Source organism: Sanguibacter sp. HDW7 (assembly GCF_011300875.1).
Lineage (GTDB): Bacteria > Actinomycetota > Actinomycetes > Actinomycetales > Cellulomonadaceae > Flavimobilis.
On sequence record NZ_CP049862.1, the window covers coordinates 2,746,890 to 2,766,204 of the forward strand.

A 19,315-nucleotide genomic window follows, 5' to 3' on the forward strand; every position below is an offset into this window, starting at 1 on the left:
TTTGACGGGTGGAAGGCGTCAATCCGTGCCGGGGTGAGTTCCGCGCCAGGGCCCTTCCCCTGCTCGGCGCGCCGCTAGGGTGGGGGCATGACCCCCGGCGCAGCACCCCGCAAGACCTACCTCCTCGTCGACGGCGAGAACATCGACGCGACGCTCGGCGTCAACGTCCTCGGGCACCGCCCGAGCCCCGACGAGCGCCCCCGCTGGGACCGCATCACCGAGCACGCCGCGGACGCGTGGGGCCAGCCGGTCCACCCGCTGTTCTTCCTCAACGCGACCTCCGGCTCCATGCCGATGCCCTTCGTCCAGGCGTTGCTCGCGATGGGCTACACGCCCATCCCGCTGTCCGGCGGCCCGGGCCTCAAGGTTGTCGACATGGGTATCCAGCGCACCCTCGAGGCGCTGATCCCCCGCGACGCGGACATCCTCCTCGCGAGCCACGACGGCGACTTCATCCCGCAGATCGAGGCCCTCATCACGCCGGGCCGCCGTATTGGCGTCCTGTGCTTCCGTGAGTTCGTCAACTCCCGCATGGCCGAGCTCGGCGATCGGGGCGTGGAGTTCTTCGACCTCGAGTACGACGTCGCCGCGTTCAACACACCGCTGCCGCGCGTCCGCATCATCCCGATCGAGGAGTTCGACCCGCTGCGCTTCATCTGAGCGAGCCCTCTCCCCCTCGGATCCTCCTCCGACTCGTAGCGCCCCTGCACGCTCCCGAGCGTGCGGGGGCGCTACGAGTTCCTCCCCCTGCGCGACGCGTAGCGCTCCTGCACACTCGCCGCGTGTGCGACGGTGCTACGAGTCGGGTGGTTGTCAGCATGGCTTCAGCCGGTTCCCAGGAATCGGGCGCATGCTGGACGCATGACCGAGCCCGAGGCCTCCATCCTCGTCGTCGACGACGAACCCAACATCCGTGAGCTCCTCGCGACCTCTCTGAGGTTCGCGGGCTTCGAAGTGCGTTCCGCCCCCGACGGCAGCACCGCGCTCCGCCTCGCGCGCGAGGCCACGCCCGACCTCGTGCTGCTCGACGTCATGCTCCCGGACATGGACGGTTTCACCGTCACCCGGCGCCTGCGAGAGAAGGGCCAGACCATGCCGGTCCTCTTCCTCACGGCGCGCGACGACACGCAGGACAAGATCACGGGCCTCACCGTCGGCGGCGACGACTACGTCACCAAGCCGTTCAGCCTCGAGGAGGTCATCGCGCGGATCCGCGCGGTCCTGCGCCGCACGCGCGCCCTCGAGGCCCAGGACGACACGGCCAAGCTCCGCCTCGCCGACCTGGAGCTCGACGAGGACACGCACGAGGTCCACCGCGCCGGCCGCCTCGTCGAGCTCTCGCCGACCGAGTTCAAGCTGCTGCGCTACCTCATGCTCAACCCCAACCGCGTGCTGTCGAAGGCGCAGATCCTCGACCACGTCTGGCAGTACGACTGGTCGGGCGACATGAACATCGTCGAGTCGTACATCTCCTACCTGCGCCGGAAGATCGACGTCGCGGGCCCCGACGGTCAGGCGCCCGTCCCGCTCATCCACACCAAGCGCGGCGTCGGGTACATGCTGCGGGAGCCGCAGGGCGCATGAGCCTCCCGCCCCCGCCTCCTCCGCCGCCGGAGCCCGACGGCTCTCCCACGCTCCCGGACCCCGCCGACGCGACGGCTCCGGACGCGTCGACCCCGGACGTACCGGCGTCCGCCGCACCTGCCACGGCAGCGCCGACCGGCTCCCCGGCGACGACGTCCGGCCCGGGCATCACGCCCGACACCATCCCGACGCGCGACGAGCACGGCCTGACGACCGGCCTGCCTGCCCTCGCGAGCCGGGTGACGCTCAGCACGCGCATGGTCGTGCTCCTCGTCGTCACCCTGACGGTCGGTCTTGCCATCTCGACGGTCGCGGCGACCGCCCAGCTGCGCTCGCACATGCTCGCGCAGGTCGACGAGCAGCTCACGGTCGCGCTGCGTTCGAGCGAGGGCATGCCTCTCAACGACCTCGTCCGGTCGATCAACCGGACCGCGCTCGAGTCAGACCTCCAGCTCTCGCTGCAGATCGATGGCCGGCAGGTGTCTCCGCAGGAGCTGCACGAGCCGCGCTGGGGGACGCCGGACGTACCCCTGTTCTCGGCGACGTCGAAGCAGCTCGACGGTCTGCCCTTCACGCTGGAGGGGGACTCCTCGCCCGCGGGTGTGGGGACGCAGTGGCGCGCGGTGGCACGCCCCGTCGTGGGGGCGGGCGACAGGTTCATCGGGGCGATCGTCGTCGCGCTGCCGGTGGCACCCGTCACCCAGACGACGTCGGAGCTCGGCAAGGTCCTCGCCCTCGTCTCGGTGGTTCTCGTCGCGGCGGCGGCCTCGCTCGGCTACCTCGCGGTGCGCAGGTCGCTGCGCCCGCTGCGACAGATCGAGGCGACGGCCCGACGCATCGCCGACGGCGACATGTCGAGCCGCATCCCGGACATGCCGTCGACGACGGAGGTCGGCTCCGTCGCGCAGAGCCTCAACGTCATGCTCGGCCGCATCCAGGAGTCGTTCGACGCCCGGGCCGCGTCGGAGGCGCGGATGCGGCGCTTCGTCGCGGACGCGAGCCACGAGCTGCGGACACCGCTCGTCTCGATCCGCGGCTACGCCGAGCTCTACCGCATGGGCGCGGTGACGACACCCGAGCAGACGTCCGAGACGATGGGCCGCATCGAGTCGTCGGCCGTGCAGATGGGGACGCTCGTCGAGGACCTGCTGGCGCTCGCGCGGCTCGACGAGCAGCGTCCGCTCGCGCTGCAGCAGGTGGACCTCGTCGAGGTAGCGGCCGACGCCCTCGCGGACCTGGGAGCGATGGATCCGACGCGCACGACGTCGCTGGTCCTCACGGGTCCCGACGGTGAGGAGCCGGTTCCGGACGACGGCTCGCCGCTGCTCGTCGTCGCGGACGACGCTCGGCTGCGGCAGGTCTTCACGAACCTCGTGGGCAACGTCCAGCGGCACACGCCCGCCGGCTCGCCCGTGGAGATCGTCCTGTCGTCGGACGGTCAGGTCGCGCGTGCTGCCGTGCGCGACCACGGGCCGGGGATCCCGGCGGAGCACCGCGAGGCGGTCTTCGAGCGGTTCCACCGTGTCGACGCGTCGCGGAACTCGTCGTCGGGCGGCTCGGGGCTCGGTCTCGCGATCGTCAGATCGATCCTCCGGGCGCACCGGGGCGACATCATCGCCACGGAGACACCTGGGGGTGGGGCGACGTTCGTCGTGACGGTGCCGCTCGCAACCTGAGCGTGCCCGGACCGTGTCCAGGACGTGACCGGATCGACTGCACGAGCGTGCCGGACGCGGGTAGGGTGGCAGTTTGTCAGTTGTTGCCCGAGGAAAGCTGTCCCATGAGCGTGTCCTACGTGGACGCCCCGCAGTGGTTGTTCTCGTCCTGGTCCCGCGCCACCGCAGAGGCTGGTGCGACAGCCTCCCCCGAGCGTGTCCGTCAGATCGGCGAGGCCCTCCTCGCCCGCTGGTGCGACCCTGCCCGACGCTTCCACGACCTGCGTCACCTCGCCGACGTCCTCAACCGTGTCGACGAGCTCGTCGAGGAGACGCACGAGCCCGCGCTCGTGCGCCTTGCCGCCTGGTACCACGGCGCGATCTTCGACGCGGAGACGAAGGCGACGTACGAGGCCCGCGGCGGCGAGAACGAGACGGCGAGCGCGGTCCTCGCGCACGAGCAGCTCCTCGGGCTCGGTGTGCCTGAGCGTGCGGCGAACCGCGTCGCGCAGCTCGTCACGGCGCTCCTGCGCCACGCCCCGGACCCCGCCGACTTCGACTGCGCCGTGCTGTGCGACGCGGACCTCGGAATGCTCGCTGCAGAGCCGCAGCGCTACAAGTCGTACCTCGCGGATGTCCGCAAGGAGTACGAGCACATCCCCGACCGCGACTTCGTGCGCGCACGCGTGGCGATCCTCACCCGGCTCCTCGAGCGCCGCGCGCTCTTCTCGAGCCCGCTCGGCGCCGCATGGGAGGACGCAGCCCGGCAGAACGTCCAGGGCGAGCTCGTGCGGCTGCGCAAGGAGTGGGCCGCGCTCGGTGAGGACCCGGCTGACCTCGACCGGCCCCTCACCGAACGCCCCGCGCTCACGGCGGCGATCCCCGTCGTCCACGCGCCGGCGGAGCGTGCTGCTGCTGCACCGTTCGACGACGAGGACGACGAGGACTGAGCCGCTGGCTCAGCGCTGGAAAATGCGTCCGGCGTCGGCCTCGGCGGTCTCGTAGATCGTCGAGGCGCTCCCGAGCGCGCGACCGATCGAGTCGAGCGCGTCCTCGAGCTGCTGGCGCGCGGCGTCCCACTCCGCGAGGACGGCCGCGAAGCCGGCGGCGGACGCCCCCTTCCACACCTGGTCGAGCTCACGCAGGTGGACCACCATGGCGGCGGCCTCCCCGCTGATCACTCCCCTGCTCGTCTGCACCTTCTGCGACGCCGTCGCGACCTGGCTCGCGTCCACCTCGAAGCTCGACATGGGCTACCTCCTGGAGTCGTGCCCCGGCCGTGCGCCAGGGACGTCGAGGACGCTAGGCGCTCATGGGGCACGCGTCCCGGGGCCCGTCCGGATCCGTGGACGGCCTCCCCCGGACCAGTGCCTGTGGGCGGGGTCGCGTCACCGGCGGGCATGCGGCACGGCGAAGGCCGCCGCCCGGGCGCGAGCCCGGCCGACGGCCTTCGTGGTCCTGCATGCTCCCTGCCGGGAGCGGGTGCTCCCTCACAGGAGCGGGTACGACGCGGGTGCAGCGTGGGTCAGAAGCCCATGCCGCCCATGTCGTCGCCGCCCGGCATGGCCGGGGCCTTCTCGGGCTTGTCGGCGACGACGGCCTCGGTCGTGAGGAAGAGCGCGGCGATGGACGCAGCGTTCTGCAGCGCGGAGCGCGTGACCTTGACCGGGTCGTTGACGCCCGCGGCGAGGAGGTCCTCGTAGACGCCGGTCGCGGCGTTGAGGCCCTGGCCGGACGGGAGCGAGCGCACCTTCTCCGCGACGACGCCACCCTCGAGGCCGGCGTTGACGGCGATCTGCTTGAGCGGCGCGTCGATCGCGCGCAGGACGATGCCCGCGCCCGTCGCCTCGTCACCCTCGAGCGACTCGAGCGAGGGGGCAGCCTTGGCACCGGCCTGGATGAGCGCGACGCCACCACCGGCGACGATGCCCTCCTCGACGGCAGCCTTCGCGTTGCGGACGGCGTCCTCGATGCGGTGCTTGCGCTCCTTGAGCTCGACCTCGGTGGCCGCGCCCGCCTTGATGACGGCGACGCCGCCGGCGAGCTTCGCGAGGCGCTCCTGGAGCTTCTCGCGGTCGTAGTCGGAGTCCGACTTCTCGATCTCGGAGCGGATCTGGCCCACGCGACCGGCGATCTGGTCGGCGTCGCCGGCACCCTCGACGATCGTCGTCTCGTCCTTCGTGACGACGACCTTGCGGGCCGTGCCGAGGAGGTCGAGCGTCGCGGTCTCGAGCTTGAGGCCGACGGTCTCGGAGATGACCTGGCCGCCCGTGAGGATGGCGATGTCCTGGAGGATCGCCTTGCGGCGGTCGCCGAAGCCCGGGGCCTTGACGGCGACGGACTTGAACGTGCCGCGGATCTTGTTGAGCACGAGCGTCGCGAGGGCCTCGCCCTCGACGTCCTCGGCGATGATGAGGAGCGAGCGCCCCTGCTTCATCACCTGGTCGAGGAGCGGGAGGAGGTCCTTGACGTTCGAGATCTTCGACTCGACGAGCAGGACGTACGGGTCCTCGAGAACAGCCTCCTGGCGCTCCGGGTCCGTCTCGAAGTAGCGGGCGAGGAAGCCCTTGTCGAAGCGCATGCCCTCGGTGAGCTCGAGCTCGAGGCCGAACGTGTTCGACTCCTCGACCGTGATGACGCCCTCCTTGCCGACCTTGTCGAGGGCCTCGGCGATGAGCTCGCCGATGGCGGGGTCACCGGCGGAGATGGCGGCGGTGGCGGCGATCTCCTCCTTGGTCTCGATCTCCTTGGCGGCGGCGACGAGCTCGGCGGTGACGGCCTCGACGGCCTTCTCGATGCCGCGCTTGAGGGCGATGGGGTTCGAGCCGGCCGCGACGTTGCGCAGGCCCTCGCGAACGAGCGCCTGGGCGAGGACGGTGGCGGTCGTCGTGCCGTCGCCGGCGACGTCGTCCGTCTTCTTGGCGACCTCCTTGACGAGCTCGGCGCCGATCTTCTCGAACGGCTCCTCGAGCTCGATCTCCTTGGCGATCGAGACGCCGTCGTTCGTGATCGTGGGGGCGCCCCACTTCTTGTCGAGGACGACGTTGCGGCCCTTCGGGCCGAGGGTGACCTTGACGGTGTCGGCGAGGGCGTTGAGCCCGCGCTCCATACCGCGACGAGCCTCCTCGTTGAAGGCAATGATCTTTGCCATGGGGATGTGATCCTCCGCTTGTGGCGTGGGAGGTCGGTCGGTGCCCGCGACGGACGGTTCGCGACGGGCGGCGTTCATGTCACGCCGGCGTCCCGGACCTCACCTTGCGACCCTGGGTGGTCCCCTCGACCCGGGCGACGACTGTCACTCACGGGTCGAGAGTGCTAACGCCATTATTGGCACTCGCCGTGGCCGAGTGCAAGACGGATCAGGTCACGTCCGCGCTCGGCGGACAGGCCCCGCCGCGACCGTCCTCGCGCCCTCTTCGCCGCAGCAGGGACGCCGCAGCGAGATGGCCCGACATGCCATGGACGCCCGGTCCGGGCGGGGTGGCGGCGGAGCCGAGCACGACGAGCCGCCCGTCGACCTTCCCGAGCAGGTACGGGTCCGCTGCGAGTCGCGGCCGCGCGAGCATCTGCCACGCCGTGACGGCCCCCGTGGCGATGTCCCCGCCTGCGAGGTTCGCGTCGTGCTCGACGAGTCGCGCGGCGGGCAGGCAGCGCGTCGCGACGACGCGGTCGCGCACGTCGGGCGCGTACCGGGCGACGTGCGCGAGGACGTCGTCGGTGACGTCGCGGCCGGAGCCGGCGGGCACGTGCGCGTACGCCCAGACGACGCGGAGGCCGTCGCGCTCGCGTGACGGGTCCCAGCGGGTGGGGTCGCCGAGGAGGACGACGGGCCGCTCGGCGTGGCGCCCCGCCCTGACGTCGGCCTGCGCCCGACGGATCTCCTCGACGGCGCCCGCGACGTGGACGGTGCCCGCGCGGGCGACGTCGGGGTCGCGCCACGGGACGGGACCGTCGAGCACGAGCTGGACGACGGCCGCGCCGGGCCCGGGACGGAATCGGCTCAGGGCGGCCTCGACGTGCCGGGGCAGGCCGGCACCGACGATGCCGAGGGCGTCCGGGACGCTCGTCGAGAGGACGACGTCGGCACCGCGCGGCAGGTCGGCGAGGCGTGTGACGCGGCGGCCGGTGGTCACGGCGACGTCGTGGCGGGTGAGCTCGGCGAGCAGCGCCGCGACGAGAGTGCCCGAGCCGCCGACCGGCACGGGCCAGCCGCCCGTGTGCGCGAGGGTACCGAGGAGAAGACCTGTTCCGGTCGCGGCGGGCGACGCGAGCGGTGCGAGCGCGTGGACGGCGACGCCCGCGAGGAGCGCGCCCGCCCGACCGCCGCGGGGCGCCGACGCGAGGCCCGCGGCGAGCGCGGCGGCGGCCCGCGCGCGAGCCCGGGCGCCGCGCGGTCGCGCAAGGTTGCGACGGTCGTCGAGGAGCAGGGCCGCGAGGGCGTCGGGGCTCCCGACGAGCGGCGCGAAGGTGCGATGCCATGCAGCTCCCTCGCCGTCGAGGCGCTCGACGGTCGTCGCGAGGTCGCGGTGCGCGAGCACCGCACCACCTGGCAGCGGGTGCGCGTAGGAGACGTCAGGGGTCACGAGACTCACGCCGTGCGCGTCGAGGTCGACCGAGCGCAGGAACGGCGAGGCGAGCGCGAGCGGATGCACCGCCGAGCACACGTCGTGCGGCAGCGCCGCGACCCGCTCGGCATCGACCCCGCCGCGCACGACGAGACCGTCCCGACCCAGCGGCACCGTCCGAGCGCCACCGCCGGGAACGTCCTCCGCCTCGAGGACCTCGACCGCGAGGCCCGCGCGCGCGAGCGTCAGTGCGGCCGCGAGCCCGTTCGGGCCCGAGCCGACGACGACGGCGTCAGCGCGCATGGGGACCTCCTTCTAACGGGGCCTTCGTGCCGCGCAGGACCGACGGGACCCGCTGTGGCACAACGGATCACTGCTGACGTCCACGCTAGATCAGACGCCGCGAGGTCACGCGACAATCCCGTTCGGTGCTCCACCAAGACCTCTCCGGGGCTCAGCGCACCGCACCGCTCGGCGCGACCCACCTTCAGTCAGCAGCGATGCGTGACACACGCCCGCGAGGATCGCGGGCGAGGTCGTTGCGCAGGACGCCGCCCGACGACCTCGAATGGATGGGGGCGGATCGTGAGACCAACTCTCAGCGGCGCTGGTCAGCACCGGGGTTGAGTATCCCCCGTCCGTGCAGCAGTCCCGTACATCCTTCCAACTCGGGAGGGTGCGGCAAGAGATCTGGGGCCTTCAACCTCAACTGAGCTACTCAGGTCGGTAGGTACCCCGAAGAACCTCGCCGACTTGTTGTCGCAGCGCCCGAGCCTCCTCGGGAGTGATTCCCAGCCGGGTCTGAAACTCCCATGCCTCGATCGTCTCTAGCTCCTCGTTAAGCGCGCCAGCAACTCCGACCAGCTCTTCGCGAGTCGCTGTGATCACGAACTCGTCGTCGGCGACCTCTTGATCGCCAACCCAAGGAACCTCCGGCTGAAGCAGTCTCATCGAATACAGCCCCTCACGGCACGTTGAGGAAGTAATCGTAGCCGTCCGTGGTCCGGAAGGCCGTGCCCCCATCAGCAGCCTTCGGGTTCCGAATCACGATGGTCCCATCTCGCCAGTAGGCCGTCCGACCGCTGCTCAGGGAACGCCTCTCACCATGAGCCACCACGTCCTCGAGGTGGGATGCGAACTGCGATCGCGTCGTGATCCCGGGGAACTCTGCCTTGTCGATCACGTGCTTCTGGAACGCGTGGCCTCCGGAGTTCTCCTAGCCAGTCAACTGCGCCCGCAGCCGCACATCGTTGACGGCATTGTCAGCGCCAGATCCTGCTTTTGCGGCCTTCGCCGGCGGCGCCTTCGGCTTCGCGACCTCGCGAACCTTCGAGACCGCCGACTTGACTGCAGCCTACCCTGCCCGCCGCCGACGACACAGGACGCGCCAACGCCGCCGACGGTCGAGCCAACGCCACACCAGCCACCGACCCCACACCACCCGCAGCAGCACCCAACGCGGTATCCCGCGCCAACCCGCTCCAGGAGAACGGCGCAACCTTCTGCACCTTCGTCTTCCACAGGTTGGCCACCGCACCACCAGCAGCACCCGCCGCGATCCCACAACCGATCGAGCCCACACCACCGGTCGCAGCCATGCACCCGGTGAACGCCACACCAGTGACCACCGCAGAGACGATCTCCGCCTGATACCGGTTGACCCAGCTGCTCGCACCCTTCCACGCGCTCGACACCCCAGACGTGATCGACTTCCAGAACAGCCCCGACGGGTCCGCCCACGTCATCGGGTTGTGCCCCGCATACACGTACGCGTTGAACTGCGCCGGCTCCCCCGGACTGAGCACCGGGTCCACCGAGACGAACAACCCCACCAGCTCGTCGTAGTACCGGGCCCCCAACAACGTCAGACCCGTCGCATCATCACGGGTCTTGCCCAGGAACTGCCGCTCACCAGGCACCGACGCGCTCGAGGACCCCGCACGCGCCGCCCCGCACGGACGAGCGTCACCGGGGTCGCGAGCCCGTTGGGCCCGAACCTCACGACGGTGACGTCGATGTCACCTCTCCGCGACCTCCACTCGTCACTCCGTCACAGGAAGCGCGGGAACACCTCGGCAAACGTGTCGATCATGCCGACGGCCCACCGGGCAAGGTCGTCGATCTGCGCCGGGTCACGCCAGTCGCCCTCGCGTCGGACGAACACCTGGGCGGACTTGTACCTCTCGTCGTTCTTCCACTCGAGCCCGAAGCCAGCCTCGCGCTCGATCTCCTCGCGTCGCGCCGAGAGCTTCGCGAAGAGGTCCTTGTCATCGAGGATGTAGAACGCAACGAACACGGCGGGCTCCCGCGACGAGAGTGAGAGTTCGACGACCACGCCCGGCCGCCCGATGCTCACGTCGACCGAGTACTGGCGCCGTGGCGCGGGCCACCGCTCGATCGACGTCGAGGCCGCGGCACCCAGGTCGACGACCCGCTGCTGGAAGGCCTTACGATCCGCCCCCAGCGGCCCGTCTGCGCTGCGGCGCCGCTCGGTTCCGCGCCTACTGGTGGCATGCCCTCTCTCGACCTCGAGCCCCGCCCGCGCGGCGAGGTCGTCGGCCGGGAGGAACGCGTCGGGGCGGGCACATCCGTCGTCGTCGAGCTCGAGCCCCTCGGCCTCGAGGCGTGCGCGGACGCCGTCCGCCTCGCCGGCGCCGAGGCGCCCGTCGCTTCCGAGCACACGCCACACGCCAGGCAGGGTGCCGCCGGCGACTACCTGCGCGACAGTTCCAGGAGCGACGCCCGCGACGAGCGCGACCTCGTCGAGGGCCGTCCACCGACCCGCAGGGATCTCGGCGACGATCGCGGAGACCTGGCGTCGCAGGATCGAGGGGTCTTCCGTTCCGACGAGGCTCTCGTCCGGCCCGGGCCACAGTGCGACGAGCTGCTCGGCCATGGCTGCACCCCGCGCACGGATCTCGGAAAGTCCCCACGACTCGTGCTCGGCGATCACCTGGTTCATGCGCAGCCCGCTTGAGCCGAGCATCTCGCGCTTTTCCGCGAACACCCGGTTGCTAAGCTCGCTGTTGTAGCCCGTGAGCGTGAGGTTGCCGAGGGTGTGCACGATCCGCTCGTGCTCGGCGACGACGTCAGCCCCCGCAGGAAGGCTCGGCTCGAAGGCCGCGCGCACTGCAGAGCTCATCGTCTGGGGCAGCACGTGCTCGATCGTGAGGTTCGCGGGATTGACGACCTCCTTGAGCCCGTAGGACGCCTCGAGCCACTGGAGGATGAGCTTGCGCTGCGGTCCGCGCCCTTGCCAGTAGAAGGGCACGCTCGTCACTGCCTCGCGCACCTGCGCGTCGGACGCGAAGTGCTTGCGGCCCCGGGAGAGAAAGTCCCGCAGGGCGACGTCGGGCTGTTCCCCATCGGCGACGGCTCCGACCGCTTGGAGGAGCGTCCGGTTGAGCCCCGCGGTCGCGCGTCCCACGACGATCCGGCGCACGAAGTAGGACTCGAGATACGTGAGCGCCCGCGCCGTCTGCTCGCTCGTCGCGGTCCCGGAACGAAGTCGGTCGAGGATCTGCATGACGAGCGGGTAGGCGGTCGTCGAGCCCTACGCCTTGATGCGTTCGAGCCGACCGCGCACCTCGGCGTCGGGCTCGCGGGACGGGTCGAGAATCGTGGCGAGCAGATCGCCGAGCTGCGCGATGCGCTGGACCTCGGCCTCGATGTCGTCAGGTCCGGTGAACCGCTCGAGTCGCCTCTGCTGCCCGACGTACGTGTCGGACTGCGCCGCGCGCTCGTCCGTCTGTACAAGGTCGAGCCAGAAGAGCAGCTCGAGGTTGTCGGGACCGAGCTTCTTCTCGAGCGGCAGCCAGACATCGGCGTAGACCGCCTCGCTGCGCTCGCCAAGCCTCATGAAGAGGTAGTTCTTGAGGAGGTCCGACTGCGCGAGCCGCAGACCAGTGTTGTTGAGGGACTCGAAGATCCGGTGCGCGTTGTCGTCCTTCTCCGCCGTGACGACCACGAGCGAGAGGCCTCGCACGACGGCGGTCTCGATCTCCTCGAGGTCGTGCGGGTCGTCAGGGTCGTCGGCCGCGGCGATCCACGCTCGGAAGTGGTTGTAGGCGGAGCCGACCTTGTCGCTGCCACCCGCGTCGGCTGCCGCGCGGACGACCGCGAGGTGGGCGTCCCTGTCCTTGAGCGTCGGCAGAAGCTTGGGCGGCGTGCCCCTGTCGTAGACGTTCGCGAGGTACTGCGCCTGGATCCCGTCCGCGCGCGCATCGTCACCGGTGCCACGGAGGTGGTCACGTAGCGCGGCGAGCAGCAGCGACAGCGTCGTGAGCCGCTGCTGGCCGTCGACGACCAGCAGTCTGGCAACGCCGACGAGCTCGAAGTCGGGGCTCTGCGCGAGCACGAGGGACCCGATGAAGTGCGTGAGCGCCGGGTCGGTGCGCCGGGCGGCCGTGAGGTCGATGATGTCGTTCCAGAGCTGGGCGCACTGGGAGTGGCCCCACGAGTACGGCCGCTGGTAGAGCGGGACCTGGTACTGCTTCCTGCCTTCGAGCACCCCGGAGAGGTCCGTCTCTGCTGCCTTGACCACTGACTCGTCTCCCTCGCTCCACTGCGATCTTCGCGCTCACCGTACCGGCCGCGCCCGCCATGCACCGCACCCTGCCACGCATCACCGACATCCCCGCCGGACGCCCCGCCCCGACGTCCGTCCGGAACGGATACGGTCGTCCCATGCGTGCACGCCTGGGGGGTCGGGTCGTCGGCCTGTCGGCCGCCGCCCTCCTTGCCGCGACCGCGCTCGTCTCGGCGGCCGGCGCAACCTCGGGCGGCGTCGACCGCAACGCGATCGAGCTGTACTCCGACGGGCTCGTCGTCACGCCCGAGGGTGTCGCGACCGTCGCGCCCGGCACCACGCAGCAGTACCTGCCGGGAACGCGCGTGCCCGACGAGCCGGACGCCACCCCCGAGCGCCGGGCTGCGCTCGCGGCGCTCGCGGCCGAGCAGCGCGCGTGGCTCGACGCGGGCACCGTCCCGGGCGCGGGCACGCGCTTCGAGGAAATGTCGCGGGGTGCGCTAGCGGACCTGCACGCGCTCGTCGCGGACGACGGTGCCGTGCCGGCCGCGCTCCACGAGCGCTGGGGCTACGCGTGGCCACGCGACAACGCGTTCGTCGCGGCGGCGCTCGCTCGGACGGGCCACGTCGACGACGCGGTGCGGGTGCTGGGCTTCCTCGCACGCGTGCAGGCCGACGACGGCTCGTTCGAGGCCCGCTACACGCTCGACGGCGAAGGTCCCCCTGACGGGCGCGCCCCGCAGACGGACGGCACGGGCTGGGTCCTGTGGTCCCTCGGGCAGGTGCTCGCGGCGACGCCCGAGGGTCCAGCGACGTCACCCACCGACGTGTCGCCGTCAACCTCCCCCTCCCGCACCGATGTCGCCCTCGGCCTGCGCGGCCTGCTCGAGCGTGCGACGGACCGCGCGCTCGAGCTCACGGACTCCGGGCGGCGCCTGCCCCCTGCGTCTCCCGACTACTGGGAGGTGCGGGAGAAGGTCACGACTCTCGGCACTGCCGCGCCGCTGCTCGCGGGGCTCGAGGCCGCCGCGGAGGCGTGGGCGGTGCTCGAGGAACCTGACCGCGCCCACGAGGCCGCCGAGGCCGCCGCCGCCCTGCGCGCGCTCATCGAGGACGAGTTCGGAGCGCGCGGCTATCCGCGGCGCGTGACGGGCGGTCCGCGGGACGCCGCGACGGCGTTCGTCCTTCCGCCCTTCGTCGCCTCACCGCTCGCGGGCGCGGAGGCCGCGTGGCGCGGCAGTGTCGACCCCATGCGTCGTCCCGCGGGCGGCCTCGCACCGGGCGGCTCGTGGCGGCCCGACGGCATCTCGTGGACCCCGCAGACGACGCTCTACGCACTCACGGCGGCAGCGGTCGGCGACCGCGGCACGGCCGAGCAGTGGCTCGGCTGGATCGACGCGCACCGCACGTCGTCGGGTGCGATCCCGGAGAAGGTGCTCGCCGACGGGTCTCCGTCGGCCGTCGCTCCGCTCGCCTGGTCGAGCGCGAACGTCGTGCTCGCGCTCGACAGGCTCGACGCCCTCCCTGCGGGCTGAGCTACCGACGCGTCACCCACGCTGGCCTGCCCACGCCCGACGGCCCTACGCCCGCCGGTGCACCCGCCGCGGACGTGCCCGGACGCACGACGGCGCTCGGCAGCGGTAGTGCCGCTGCCGAGCGCCGTCGCGGAAGTCCTGCGTGGCGGCCGGATCAGACCGGGCGGACCTGCTCGGCCTGCGGCCCCTTGGTGCCCTGACCGACCTCGAACTCGACGTTCTGGCCCTCGTCGAGGCTCCGGTAGCCGTCGGACTGGATCGCGCTGAAGTGAACGAAGAGGTCCTGTCCGCCGTCGGCCGGGGTGATGAACCCGAAGCCCTTCTCAGCGTTGAACCACTTGACCGTGCCCTGCGCCATGTACTGCTCCTTGCTCGTGTCTCGCGTGCGCCCACGCCCATCGTCGGGTCGTCGACACCGCCAGCCTAGGGGAACCACCTGCTCCGAGGAAAGGGTTCGTCCGCCCGGGCCAAGGGTCGGCAAAGCCCGGACGCGCGTCGACCCCGACGGCACAGGCCGCCGGGGTCGACTCGGAGCGCTCGAGGTCAGTTCACGAGGACGACGGAGACCGCTCCGCGCAGGCTCTCGACGAGCGTCACTGTGTCGATGCCGAGGTCCTTGGCCACCTGCTTCGCCTCGTCCTCGTTCTCCGCCGCGCGGTACCAGACGGACGTCGTGGCGGGCTTGCTCTGGCCGCTCGGGAAGTTCTCGCCGACGACGTTCGTCCAGCCGGCGCTCTTGAGCGTCGAGACGCGCCCTGCGGCGAGGCCCTGGGTGCTCGTCGCGTTGAGCACGCGGATCGCGGTCGAGCGGTCGATCTCGACGGCCGACGGCTCGTCCGTGGGCTCGTCCGTGGGCTCGTCGGTCGGCTCGTCCGTGGGCTCGTCGGTCGGCTCGTCCGTGGGCTCGTCGGTCGTCGGCTGCTCCGACTCCTCAGGCGTCGTCGTCGGATCGGTGGGCGTCCCGGCGGTCGTCGACGTCGTGCTCACGGTGGTCGGGGCCGGCGTCGTGCCGGGCACCTTGGGGTGCCCCTGCGCGGTGAACCACGTGACGAGCCCCGCGGCGAGCGCGGCGCAGACGAGGACGACGACGAGGAAGGGCCACACCCGGCTCCACGTCGACCGTCGGGAGTGGTGGATGCCCAGCGCATGGGTATCGTCGAGCTCGGTGTCGAACTCGTCGTTCGGGTAGGGGTAGCCGCTCACGTGGACAGGCTACCGGTGCGCGCGCTCGGATCTGCGTCGACGAGGCAGGTCAGCGCTTGGAGAGGTTGCGAAGATCCGGGGACGCCGCTCGCGCTCAGGCCTCGGCGCCGAGCCGGCGCTGGCTGCGTGCACGGTGGCGGCTCGAGCGCAGGCGCCGCAGGCGCTTGACGAGCATCGGGTCGAGGGCGAGAGCCTCGGGGGTGTCGATGAGGGCGTTGAGCACCTGGTAGTACCGGGTGGCGGGCAGGTCGAAGAGCTCGCGCACCGCCTGCTCCTTCGCACCCGCATACTTCCACCACTGGCGCTCGAACGCGAGGATCCTCTCGTCCCGCTCGCTGAGGCCCGACGGACGGTCCGCGGCGTCGGACGCGACGGCGTCACCCAGGGGAACGTCGTGGTCGTCGGGAACCGCGTGCAGCTCGGCCATCACTTCTCCCCTCGTCTCGTCTCACCGTCGTCCGGCCTGCGGCCGTACGGCTCTGATCGTACGCGCGAAGCACACCGGTGTCATTCCTCCCTGTCACGGCCGCCTGCACGCCACGGTCTGCCGGTAGCGTCGACCTCGTGCCCCTCCTCGACGACGTCCATCCCACCTGGGCCCGGGCGCTCGCACCTGTCGCCCACCACCTCGCCGACCTCGACGCGTTCCTCGACGCCGAGGCCGCCGCCGGCCACGAGGTGCTTCCGCCGCGCCACCAGGTCATGCGCGCGTTCGCGCGTCCGCTCGACGACGTGCGCGTGCTCGTCGTCGGGCAGGATCCCTACCCCACCCCCGGGCACGCGCACGGCCTCGCCTTCTCGTGCGAGCCGCACGTGCGGCCGCTGCCGCGCTCGCTGCGCAACGTCCTCGACGAGCTTGCGGCGGACACGGGGGTCGCCGACGCGACGAGCGGCGACCTCTCCGCCTGGGCAGACCGCGGCGTGCTCCTCCTCAACCGCGTCCTCACCGTGCGCGCGGGCGACGTCGGCTCGCACCGCGGCCACGGCTGGGAGCAGGTGACCGACCACGTCGTCGACGTGCTCGACGTCCGGCCGGAGCCTCTCGTCGCGATCCTCTGGGGCAAGGACGCCGAACGCCTCTCACCGCGGCTCGCGCGCCACCCCGTCCTCGTCTCGGCGCACCCGAGCCCGCTGTCCGCGCGCCGCGGCTTCCTCGGCTCCCGGCCCTTCTCACGCGCGTCCGCCGCGCTCGCTGAGCAGGGCGCGGCGCCGGTCGACTGGTCCCTCGCCCCCGCTGCGGGTGCAGGATGGTTCCTGTGACGACCGAGCTACCCCCCACGACCCCGCCCGCGCCCCGCTGGCACCGCTACGTCGCGATCGGCGACTCCTTCACCGAGGGCCTCTGGGACCGCGAGGCCGAGGGGTCCGACGCATGCCGCGGCTGGGCCGACCGCCTCGCCGAGCACCTCGACGCGCGCACGCCCGGCGGCACCGAGTACGCCAACCTCGCCGTCCGCGGCCGCCTGCTCGGCCCGATCCTCACCGACCAGCTCCCCGCGGCGCTCGACCTGCAGCCCGACCTCGTCTCGATCGTCGGCGGCGGCAACGACATCCTGCGGCCCGGCGTCGACGTCGACCGGCTCGCCGACCGTCTCGAGAACGCCGTCGTGCGTGTCCGCGAGACCGGGGCCGACGTCCTGCTCGCCACCGGCGTCGACGCCGACGGCTCGGCGCTCCTGCGCCTCACCAGGCCGCGCGTCGCGACGTTCAACGCGCACGTGTGGTCGATCGCGCGCCGCCACGGTGCGTTCGTGCTCGACCAGTGGGGCATGCGCTTCATCAAGGACTGGCGCCTCTGGGACGTCGACCGCCTCCACCTCACGAGCGAGGGCCACCGGCGCGTCGCCGAGGGCGCGCTCGAGGCCCTGGGCCTCGAGCCGACCGACCCCGCGTGGAACACGCCGCTCGACGCACCCGACACCGAGGCCTGGGCCGTGCGCGCCCGCGAGAACGCTGTGTGGATGCGGCAGCACGCGCTGCCGTGGATGCAGCGGCGGCTCACAGGGCGCTCGTCGGGCGACGGCCGCAGCGCCAAGCGGCCCGCGCCCGCAGCGCCCGGTTCCGGTGCAGCAGGGGAACACGCGGCAGGAGCGCCCAGGGACAGCGCCGGCTCAGGAGCAGACGAAGCCTGAGCCGCCGGCCCGGTTCTCCTTGATCGGCACGAAGACGTTGGTGTTCCACGCGGCGACGTCCGCGACGATGACGGGCAGCGTCGAGCACGACGTCCCGGGCACCGCGACCAGGTTGCCCGGCCCGACCCCCGTCGTCGTCCACCTCCAGCCCGACGGCATGCCGACCGCGGTAGAGAAGTCGAGCGTCACCCGGACGATCTCGCCCGCGCCGTAGTCAACCGTCGGGGCGACGACCGTGAAGTAGGCGTTGGCCTCGCGGTTCGGTGCGGCGCCCCACGAGTTGTTGACACGGAAGTCCGTCAGGCTGCACGGCTTGCCGGTCACAGTGCCCGACGCGGTGCGCACGACGCATCCGGTCGTCACCTGCGGCGTGAAGGTCCAGGAGGCCGGCACGGGCCAGCCGTCGAGCGTCGCCCAGACGGAGCCTGCCGTGGTCGTCGGCGGGACGAACGCGGGGACGGTCACAGTGAAGGCGCCTGACGCGACCGCCGCGGCCGGCTGCGCGACGACCACCTGCGCCCATGCCGTCCCGGTACGACCCGCGACCCGGACGGTCCCGAGGGTGCAGCCTGACGGGACACCTGAGACCCGGACGCGGGTGTAGGTGCCGCCCGCGCTCGCCGTGCCGTCGGGCGTCACGGCGACTGTGGCGCTGCCGCAGCGGGCCACGCTCGTCGCGACCGCGCGCGTGGGGCCGACGAGCGAGAGCTGGCTCGCGCTCGCCGTTCCGGTACCGAGCAGCAGGGTCGCGAGGATGACGGCAAGCCACGCCCCTGCGGTCCGTCGCGACATCACAAGAGGGCCTTGTCGTCGTCGGGCAGGGTGAGGCCGTCCTCGACCGGCGCGTCGCCGTACCTGGCGTCGACCGGGGCGTCGTCGGCGAGATCGTCGTCCGCGGTGTCGTCCGCGGTGTCGTCCGCGGTGTCGTCCGCGGTGTCGTCCGCGGTGTCGTCCGCGGTGTCGTCCGCGGTGTCGTCGCGAGGGCCTTCGGCCTCCGCGCGACCCCGTGGGTCCTTGTCGGGCCACAGGAAGAAGGCCGCGGCGATGAGCAGACAGCTGAGCCACACGACGGGGTTCGCGAGCGACGTCAGTACCGTGCCGACCCTAGGCACGTGGAGGACCGCACTGCCGAGGACCTGCTCGTCCGTCGGGTGGAACGGGTCGTCCGCCGGGTTGTTGTCGCCGCGGAGCACCCATCCGGAGGAGTCGCCGCCCACGATCCGGTGGATGACGCGCCCGCCCTGGGTCTCCGGGGTCGCGTAGACGACGATGTCACCCACGGCGGGGTCGGCGCACCGGGAGACGACGAGGTCCCCGGTGTAGAGGGTGGGTTCCATCGAGTGGCCGCTGACGATGGTCAGGGTCGTGCACCCGCCGAGCTGGACCGGCCAGACGAACCACAGCGCGACGACCAGCAAGGGCCACAGCAGAACGTTCACGAGCACGCGTCGTACCCGGTGCGCACGGTGGGCACCGGGTACGACGGGCTCGTGAACGTCGGTCATGCGCTCAGTAGATCGTCAGGGCCCAGTTGGTGATCGACTCGGGCGCAGCGATGCTCGCGATGTTCGCGGAGATCGACGTGCCGCTCACGGCGCCGGTCGAACCGAGCTTCGTCCAGGACGACGCGCCGTTGACGGAGTAGGCGATCTCGTAGTGCTTGCCGCCGCACGCGCCCTCGATGCCCGTGAGGTCGACCGTCGAGCCGGACCACGGGTTGGTCGTCGACGAGGTGAACGTCGGTGCGCCGTAGGAGACAGTTACGGGCGCGGTGCCCTGGCAGCCCGCGTCGACCGCGACATTGCCTGCCTGAAGCTGGCCGGAGCCCCAGACGAGGTCGAGCTGCGAGGCCGAGGCGAGCGAGAGGCCCGCGACGCCGACGATCGCGAGGGCGATAGCGGCGGCACGACGAGGGCGACGGGAGGTGGTGGAGGACATAGTTGCTCCCAAACGTGGGTGGTAGGTGGTCACGGCACGACGGCCGACGAGCACGGGGGTGCTGGTCGGGATCGGCAGTCCGCGACGAGATGCGCCACACCTCGCGGCGCGGCGGCGCTCACGCTACGCACCGTCCCGGCGCAGGTGAAAGCCGCTTGGCGGACCTGATAGGTCC

General features: G+C 71.8%; 21 protein-coding genes. 7 read left to right on the top strand and 14 right to left on the bottom strand.

Going from position 1 to position 19,315, the window contains the following annotated elements:
• Positions 1 to 87: 87 nt before the first annotated feature.
• The 4 genes from G7063_RS12425 (at position 88) to G7063_RS12440 (ending at position 4,189) form a co-directional block, all read left to right on the top strand.
• On the top strand, positions 88 to 660 hold the full coding sequence (locus tag G7063_RS12425) for an NYN domain-containing protein (protein ID WP_166414674.1): 573 nt from the start codon (positions 88 to 90) through the stop codon (positions 658 to 660).
• Between the two features lie 201 nt (positions 661 to 861).
• Entirely contained in the window at positions 862 to 1,584 is a 723-nt protein-coding gene (locus tag G7063_RS12430; protein ID WP_166414675.1) for a response regulator transcription factor, read from the top strand.
• Complete coding sequence (locus G7063_RS12435) at positions 1,581 to 3,260, top strand: cell wall metabolism sensor histidine kinase WalK (protein ID WP_166414676.1); 1,680 nt, start codon at positions 1,581 to 1,583, stop codon at positions 3,258 to 3,260. Before G7063_RS12430 ends, G7063_RS12435 begins: the two co-directional genes overlap by 4 nt.
• A 104-nt stretch (positions 3,261 to 3,364) precedes the next feature.
• Positions 3,365 to 4,189, top strand: a complete 825-nt coding sequence (locus tag G7063_RS12440; RefSeq protein WP_240916075.1) for a hypothetical protein — start codon at positions 3,365 to 3,367, stop codon at positions 4,187 to 4,189.
• A 9-nt stretch (positions 4,190 to 4,198) separates the two neighbouring features.
• Here G7063_RS12440 and G7063_RS12445 read toward each other — a convergent pair whose 3' ends face one another.
• The 8 genes from G7063_RS12445 to G7063_RS15320 form a co-directional block, all read right to left on the bottom strand.
• A complete protein-coding gene (locus tag G7063_RS12445) occupies positions 4,199 to 4,489 on the bottom strand; it encodes a WXG100 family type VII secretion target (RefSeq protein ID WP_166414677.1) in 291 nt (96 codons plus the stop codon).
• A 275-nt stretch (positions 4,490 to 4,764) separates the two neighbouring features.
• Positions 4,765 to 6,390, bottom strand: a complete 1,626-nt coding sequence (groL, locus tag G7063_RS12450; RefSeq protein ID WP_166414678.1) for a chaperonin GroEL — start codon at positions 6,388 to 6,390, stop codon at positions 4,765 to 4,767.
• Between the two features lie 208 nt (positions 6,391 to 6,598).
• Positions 6,599 to 8,107: an NAD(P)/FAD-dependent oxidoreductase gene (locus tag G7063_RS12455; RefSeq protein WP_166414679.1), complete on the bottom strand. Its 1,509-nt coding sequence runs from the start codon at positions 8,105 to 8,107 to the stop codon at positions 6,599 to 6,601.
• Between the two features lie 411 nt (positions 8,108 to 8,518).
• Positions 8,519 to 8,755 (bottom strand): hypothetical protein, encoded by a 237-nt coding sequence (locus tag G7063_RS12460; RefSeq protein ID WP_166414680.1) that lies wholly within the window; start codon positions 8,753 to 8,755, stop codon positions 8,519 to 8,521.
• Positions 8,756 to 8,768: 13 nt separating this feature from the next.
• Complete coding sequence (locus tag G7063_RS12465) at positions 8,769 to 8,987, bottom strand: hypothetical protein (protein WP_166414681.1); 219 nt, start codon at positions 8,985 to 8,987, stop codon at positions 8,769 to 8,771.
• Between the two features lie 79 nt (positions 8,988 to 9,066).
• Positions 9,067 to 9,723: an RHS repeat-associated core domain-containing protein gene (locus G7063_RS12470; protein WP_166414682.1), complete on the bottom strand. Its 657-nt coding sequence runs from the start codon at positions 9,721 to 9,723 to the stop codon at positions 9,067 to 9,069.
• A 131-nt stretch (positions 9,724 to 9,854) separates the two neighbouring features.
• Positions 9,855 to 11,330, bottom strand: a complete 1,476-nt coding sequence (locus G7063_RS15315) for a DUF4268 domain-containing protein (protein WP_240916076.1) — start codon at positions 11,328 to 11,330, stop codon at positions 9,855 to 9,857.
• Positions 11,331 to 11,357: 27 nt separating this feature from the next.
• A complete protein-coding gene (locus G7063_RS15320) occupies positions 11,358 to 12,347 on the bottom strand; it encodes a DUF262 domain-containing protein (RefSeq protein WP_240916077.1) in 990 nt (329 codons plus the stop codon).
• A 143-nt stretch (positions 12,348 to 12,490) separates the two neighbouring features.
• On the opposite strand from G7063_RS15320, the gene G7063_RS12480 reads away from it, so the two are divergent.
• Positions 12,491 to 13,867, top strand: a complete 1,377-nt coding sequence (locus G7063_RS12480; protein WP_240916078.1) for a glycoside hydrolase family 15 protein — start codon at positions 12,491 to 12,493, stop codon at positions 13,865 to 13,867.
• Positions 13,868 to 14,021: 154 nt separating this feature from the next.
• Here G7063_RS12480 and G7063_RS12485 read toward each other — a convergent pair whose 3' ends face one another.
• The 3 genes from G7063_RS12485 to G7063_RS12495 form a co-directional block, all read right to left on the bottom strand.
• Entirely contained in the window at positions 14,022 to 14,225 is a 204-nt protein-coding gene (locus G7063_RS12485) for a cold-shock protein (RefSeq protein ID WP_166414684.1), read from the bottom strand.
• A gap of 185 nt (positions 14,226 to 14,410) precedes the next feature.
• On the bottom strand, positions 14,411 to 15,070 hold the full coding sequence (locus G7063_RS12490; RefSeq protein WP_166414685.1) for a LytR C-terminal domain-containing protein: 660 nt from the start codon (positions 15,068 to 15,070) through the stop codon (positions 14,411 to 14,413).
• 94 nt (positions 15,071 to 15,164) lie between these two features.
• Complete coding sequence (locus G7063_RS12495) at positions 15,165 to 15,497, bottom strand: DUF3263 domain-containing protein (RefSeq protein WP_166414686.1); 333 nt, start codon at positions 15,495 to 15,497, stop codon at positions 15,165 to 15,167.
• A gap of 137 nt (positions 15,498 to 15,634) precedes the next feature.
• Here G7063_RS12495 and G7063_RS12500 point away from each other — a divergent pair, with 137 nt between their 5' ends.
• Both G7063_RS12500 and G7063_RS12505 read left to right on the top strand, forming a co-directional pair.
• A complete protein-coding gene (locus G7063_RS12500; protein ID WP_166414687.1) occupies positions 15,635 to 16,330 on the top strand; it encodes a uracil-DNA glycosylase in 696 nt (231 codons plus the stop codon).
• Positions 16,318 to 17,202, top strand: coding sequence for an SGNH/GDSL hydrolase family protein (locus tag G7063_RS12505; protein ID WP_166414688.1), 885 nt, complete (start codon positions 16,318 to 16,320; stop codon positions 17,200 to 17,202). Before G7063_RS12500 ends, G7063_RS12505 begins: the two co-directional genes overlap by 13 nt.
• Here the strand turns inward: G7063_RS12505 and G7063_RS12510 are convergent.
• From G7063_RS12510 to G7063_RS12520, 3 genes are read right to left on the bottom strand one after another with little or no spacing between them, the layout of a single operon-like run.
• A complete protein-coding gene (locus G7063_RS12510; RefSeq protein WP_166414689.1) occupies positions 17,182 to 17,994 on the bottom strand; it encodes a hypothetical protein in 813 nt (270 codons plus the stop codon). The two genes, G7063_RS12505 and G7063_RS12510, sit on opposite strands and share 21 nt — an antisense overlap.
• The gene (locus tag G7063_RS12515; protein ID WP_166414690.1) at positions 17,994 to 18,707 is read right to left on the bottom strand and encodes a signal peptidase I; all 714 of its coding nucleotides are present in this window, start codon (positions 18,705 to 18,707) and stop codon (positions 17,994 to 17,996) included. Before G7063_RS12515 ends, G7063_RS12510 begins: the two co-directional genes overlap by 1 nt.
• Before the next feature lie 4 nt (positions 18,708 to 18,711).
• Complete coding sequence (locus G7063_RS12520) at positions 18,712 to 19,140, bottom strand: hypothetical protein (protein WP_166414691.1); 429 nt, start codon at positions 19,138 to 19,140, stop codon at positions 18,712 to 18,714.
• Positions 19,141 to 19,315: the final 175 nt, after the last annotated feature.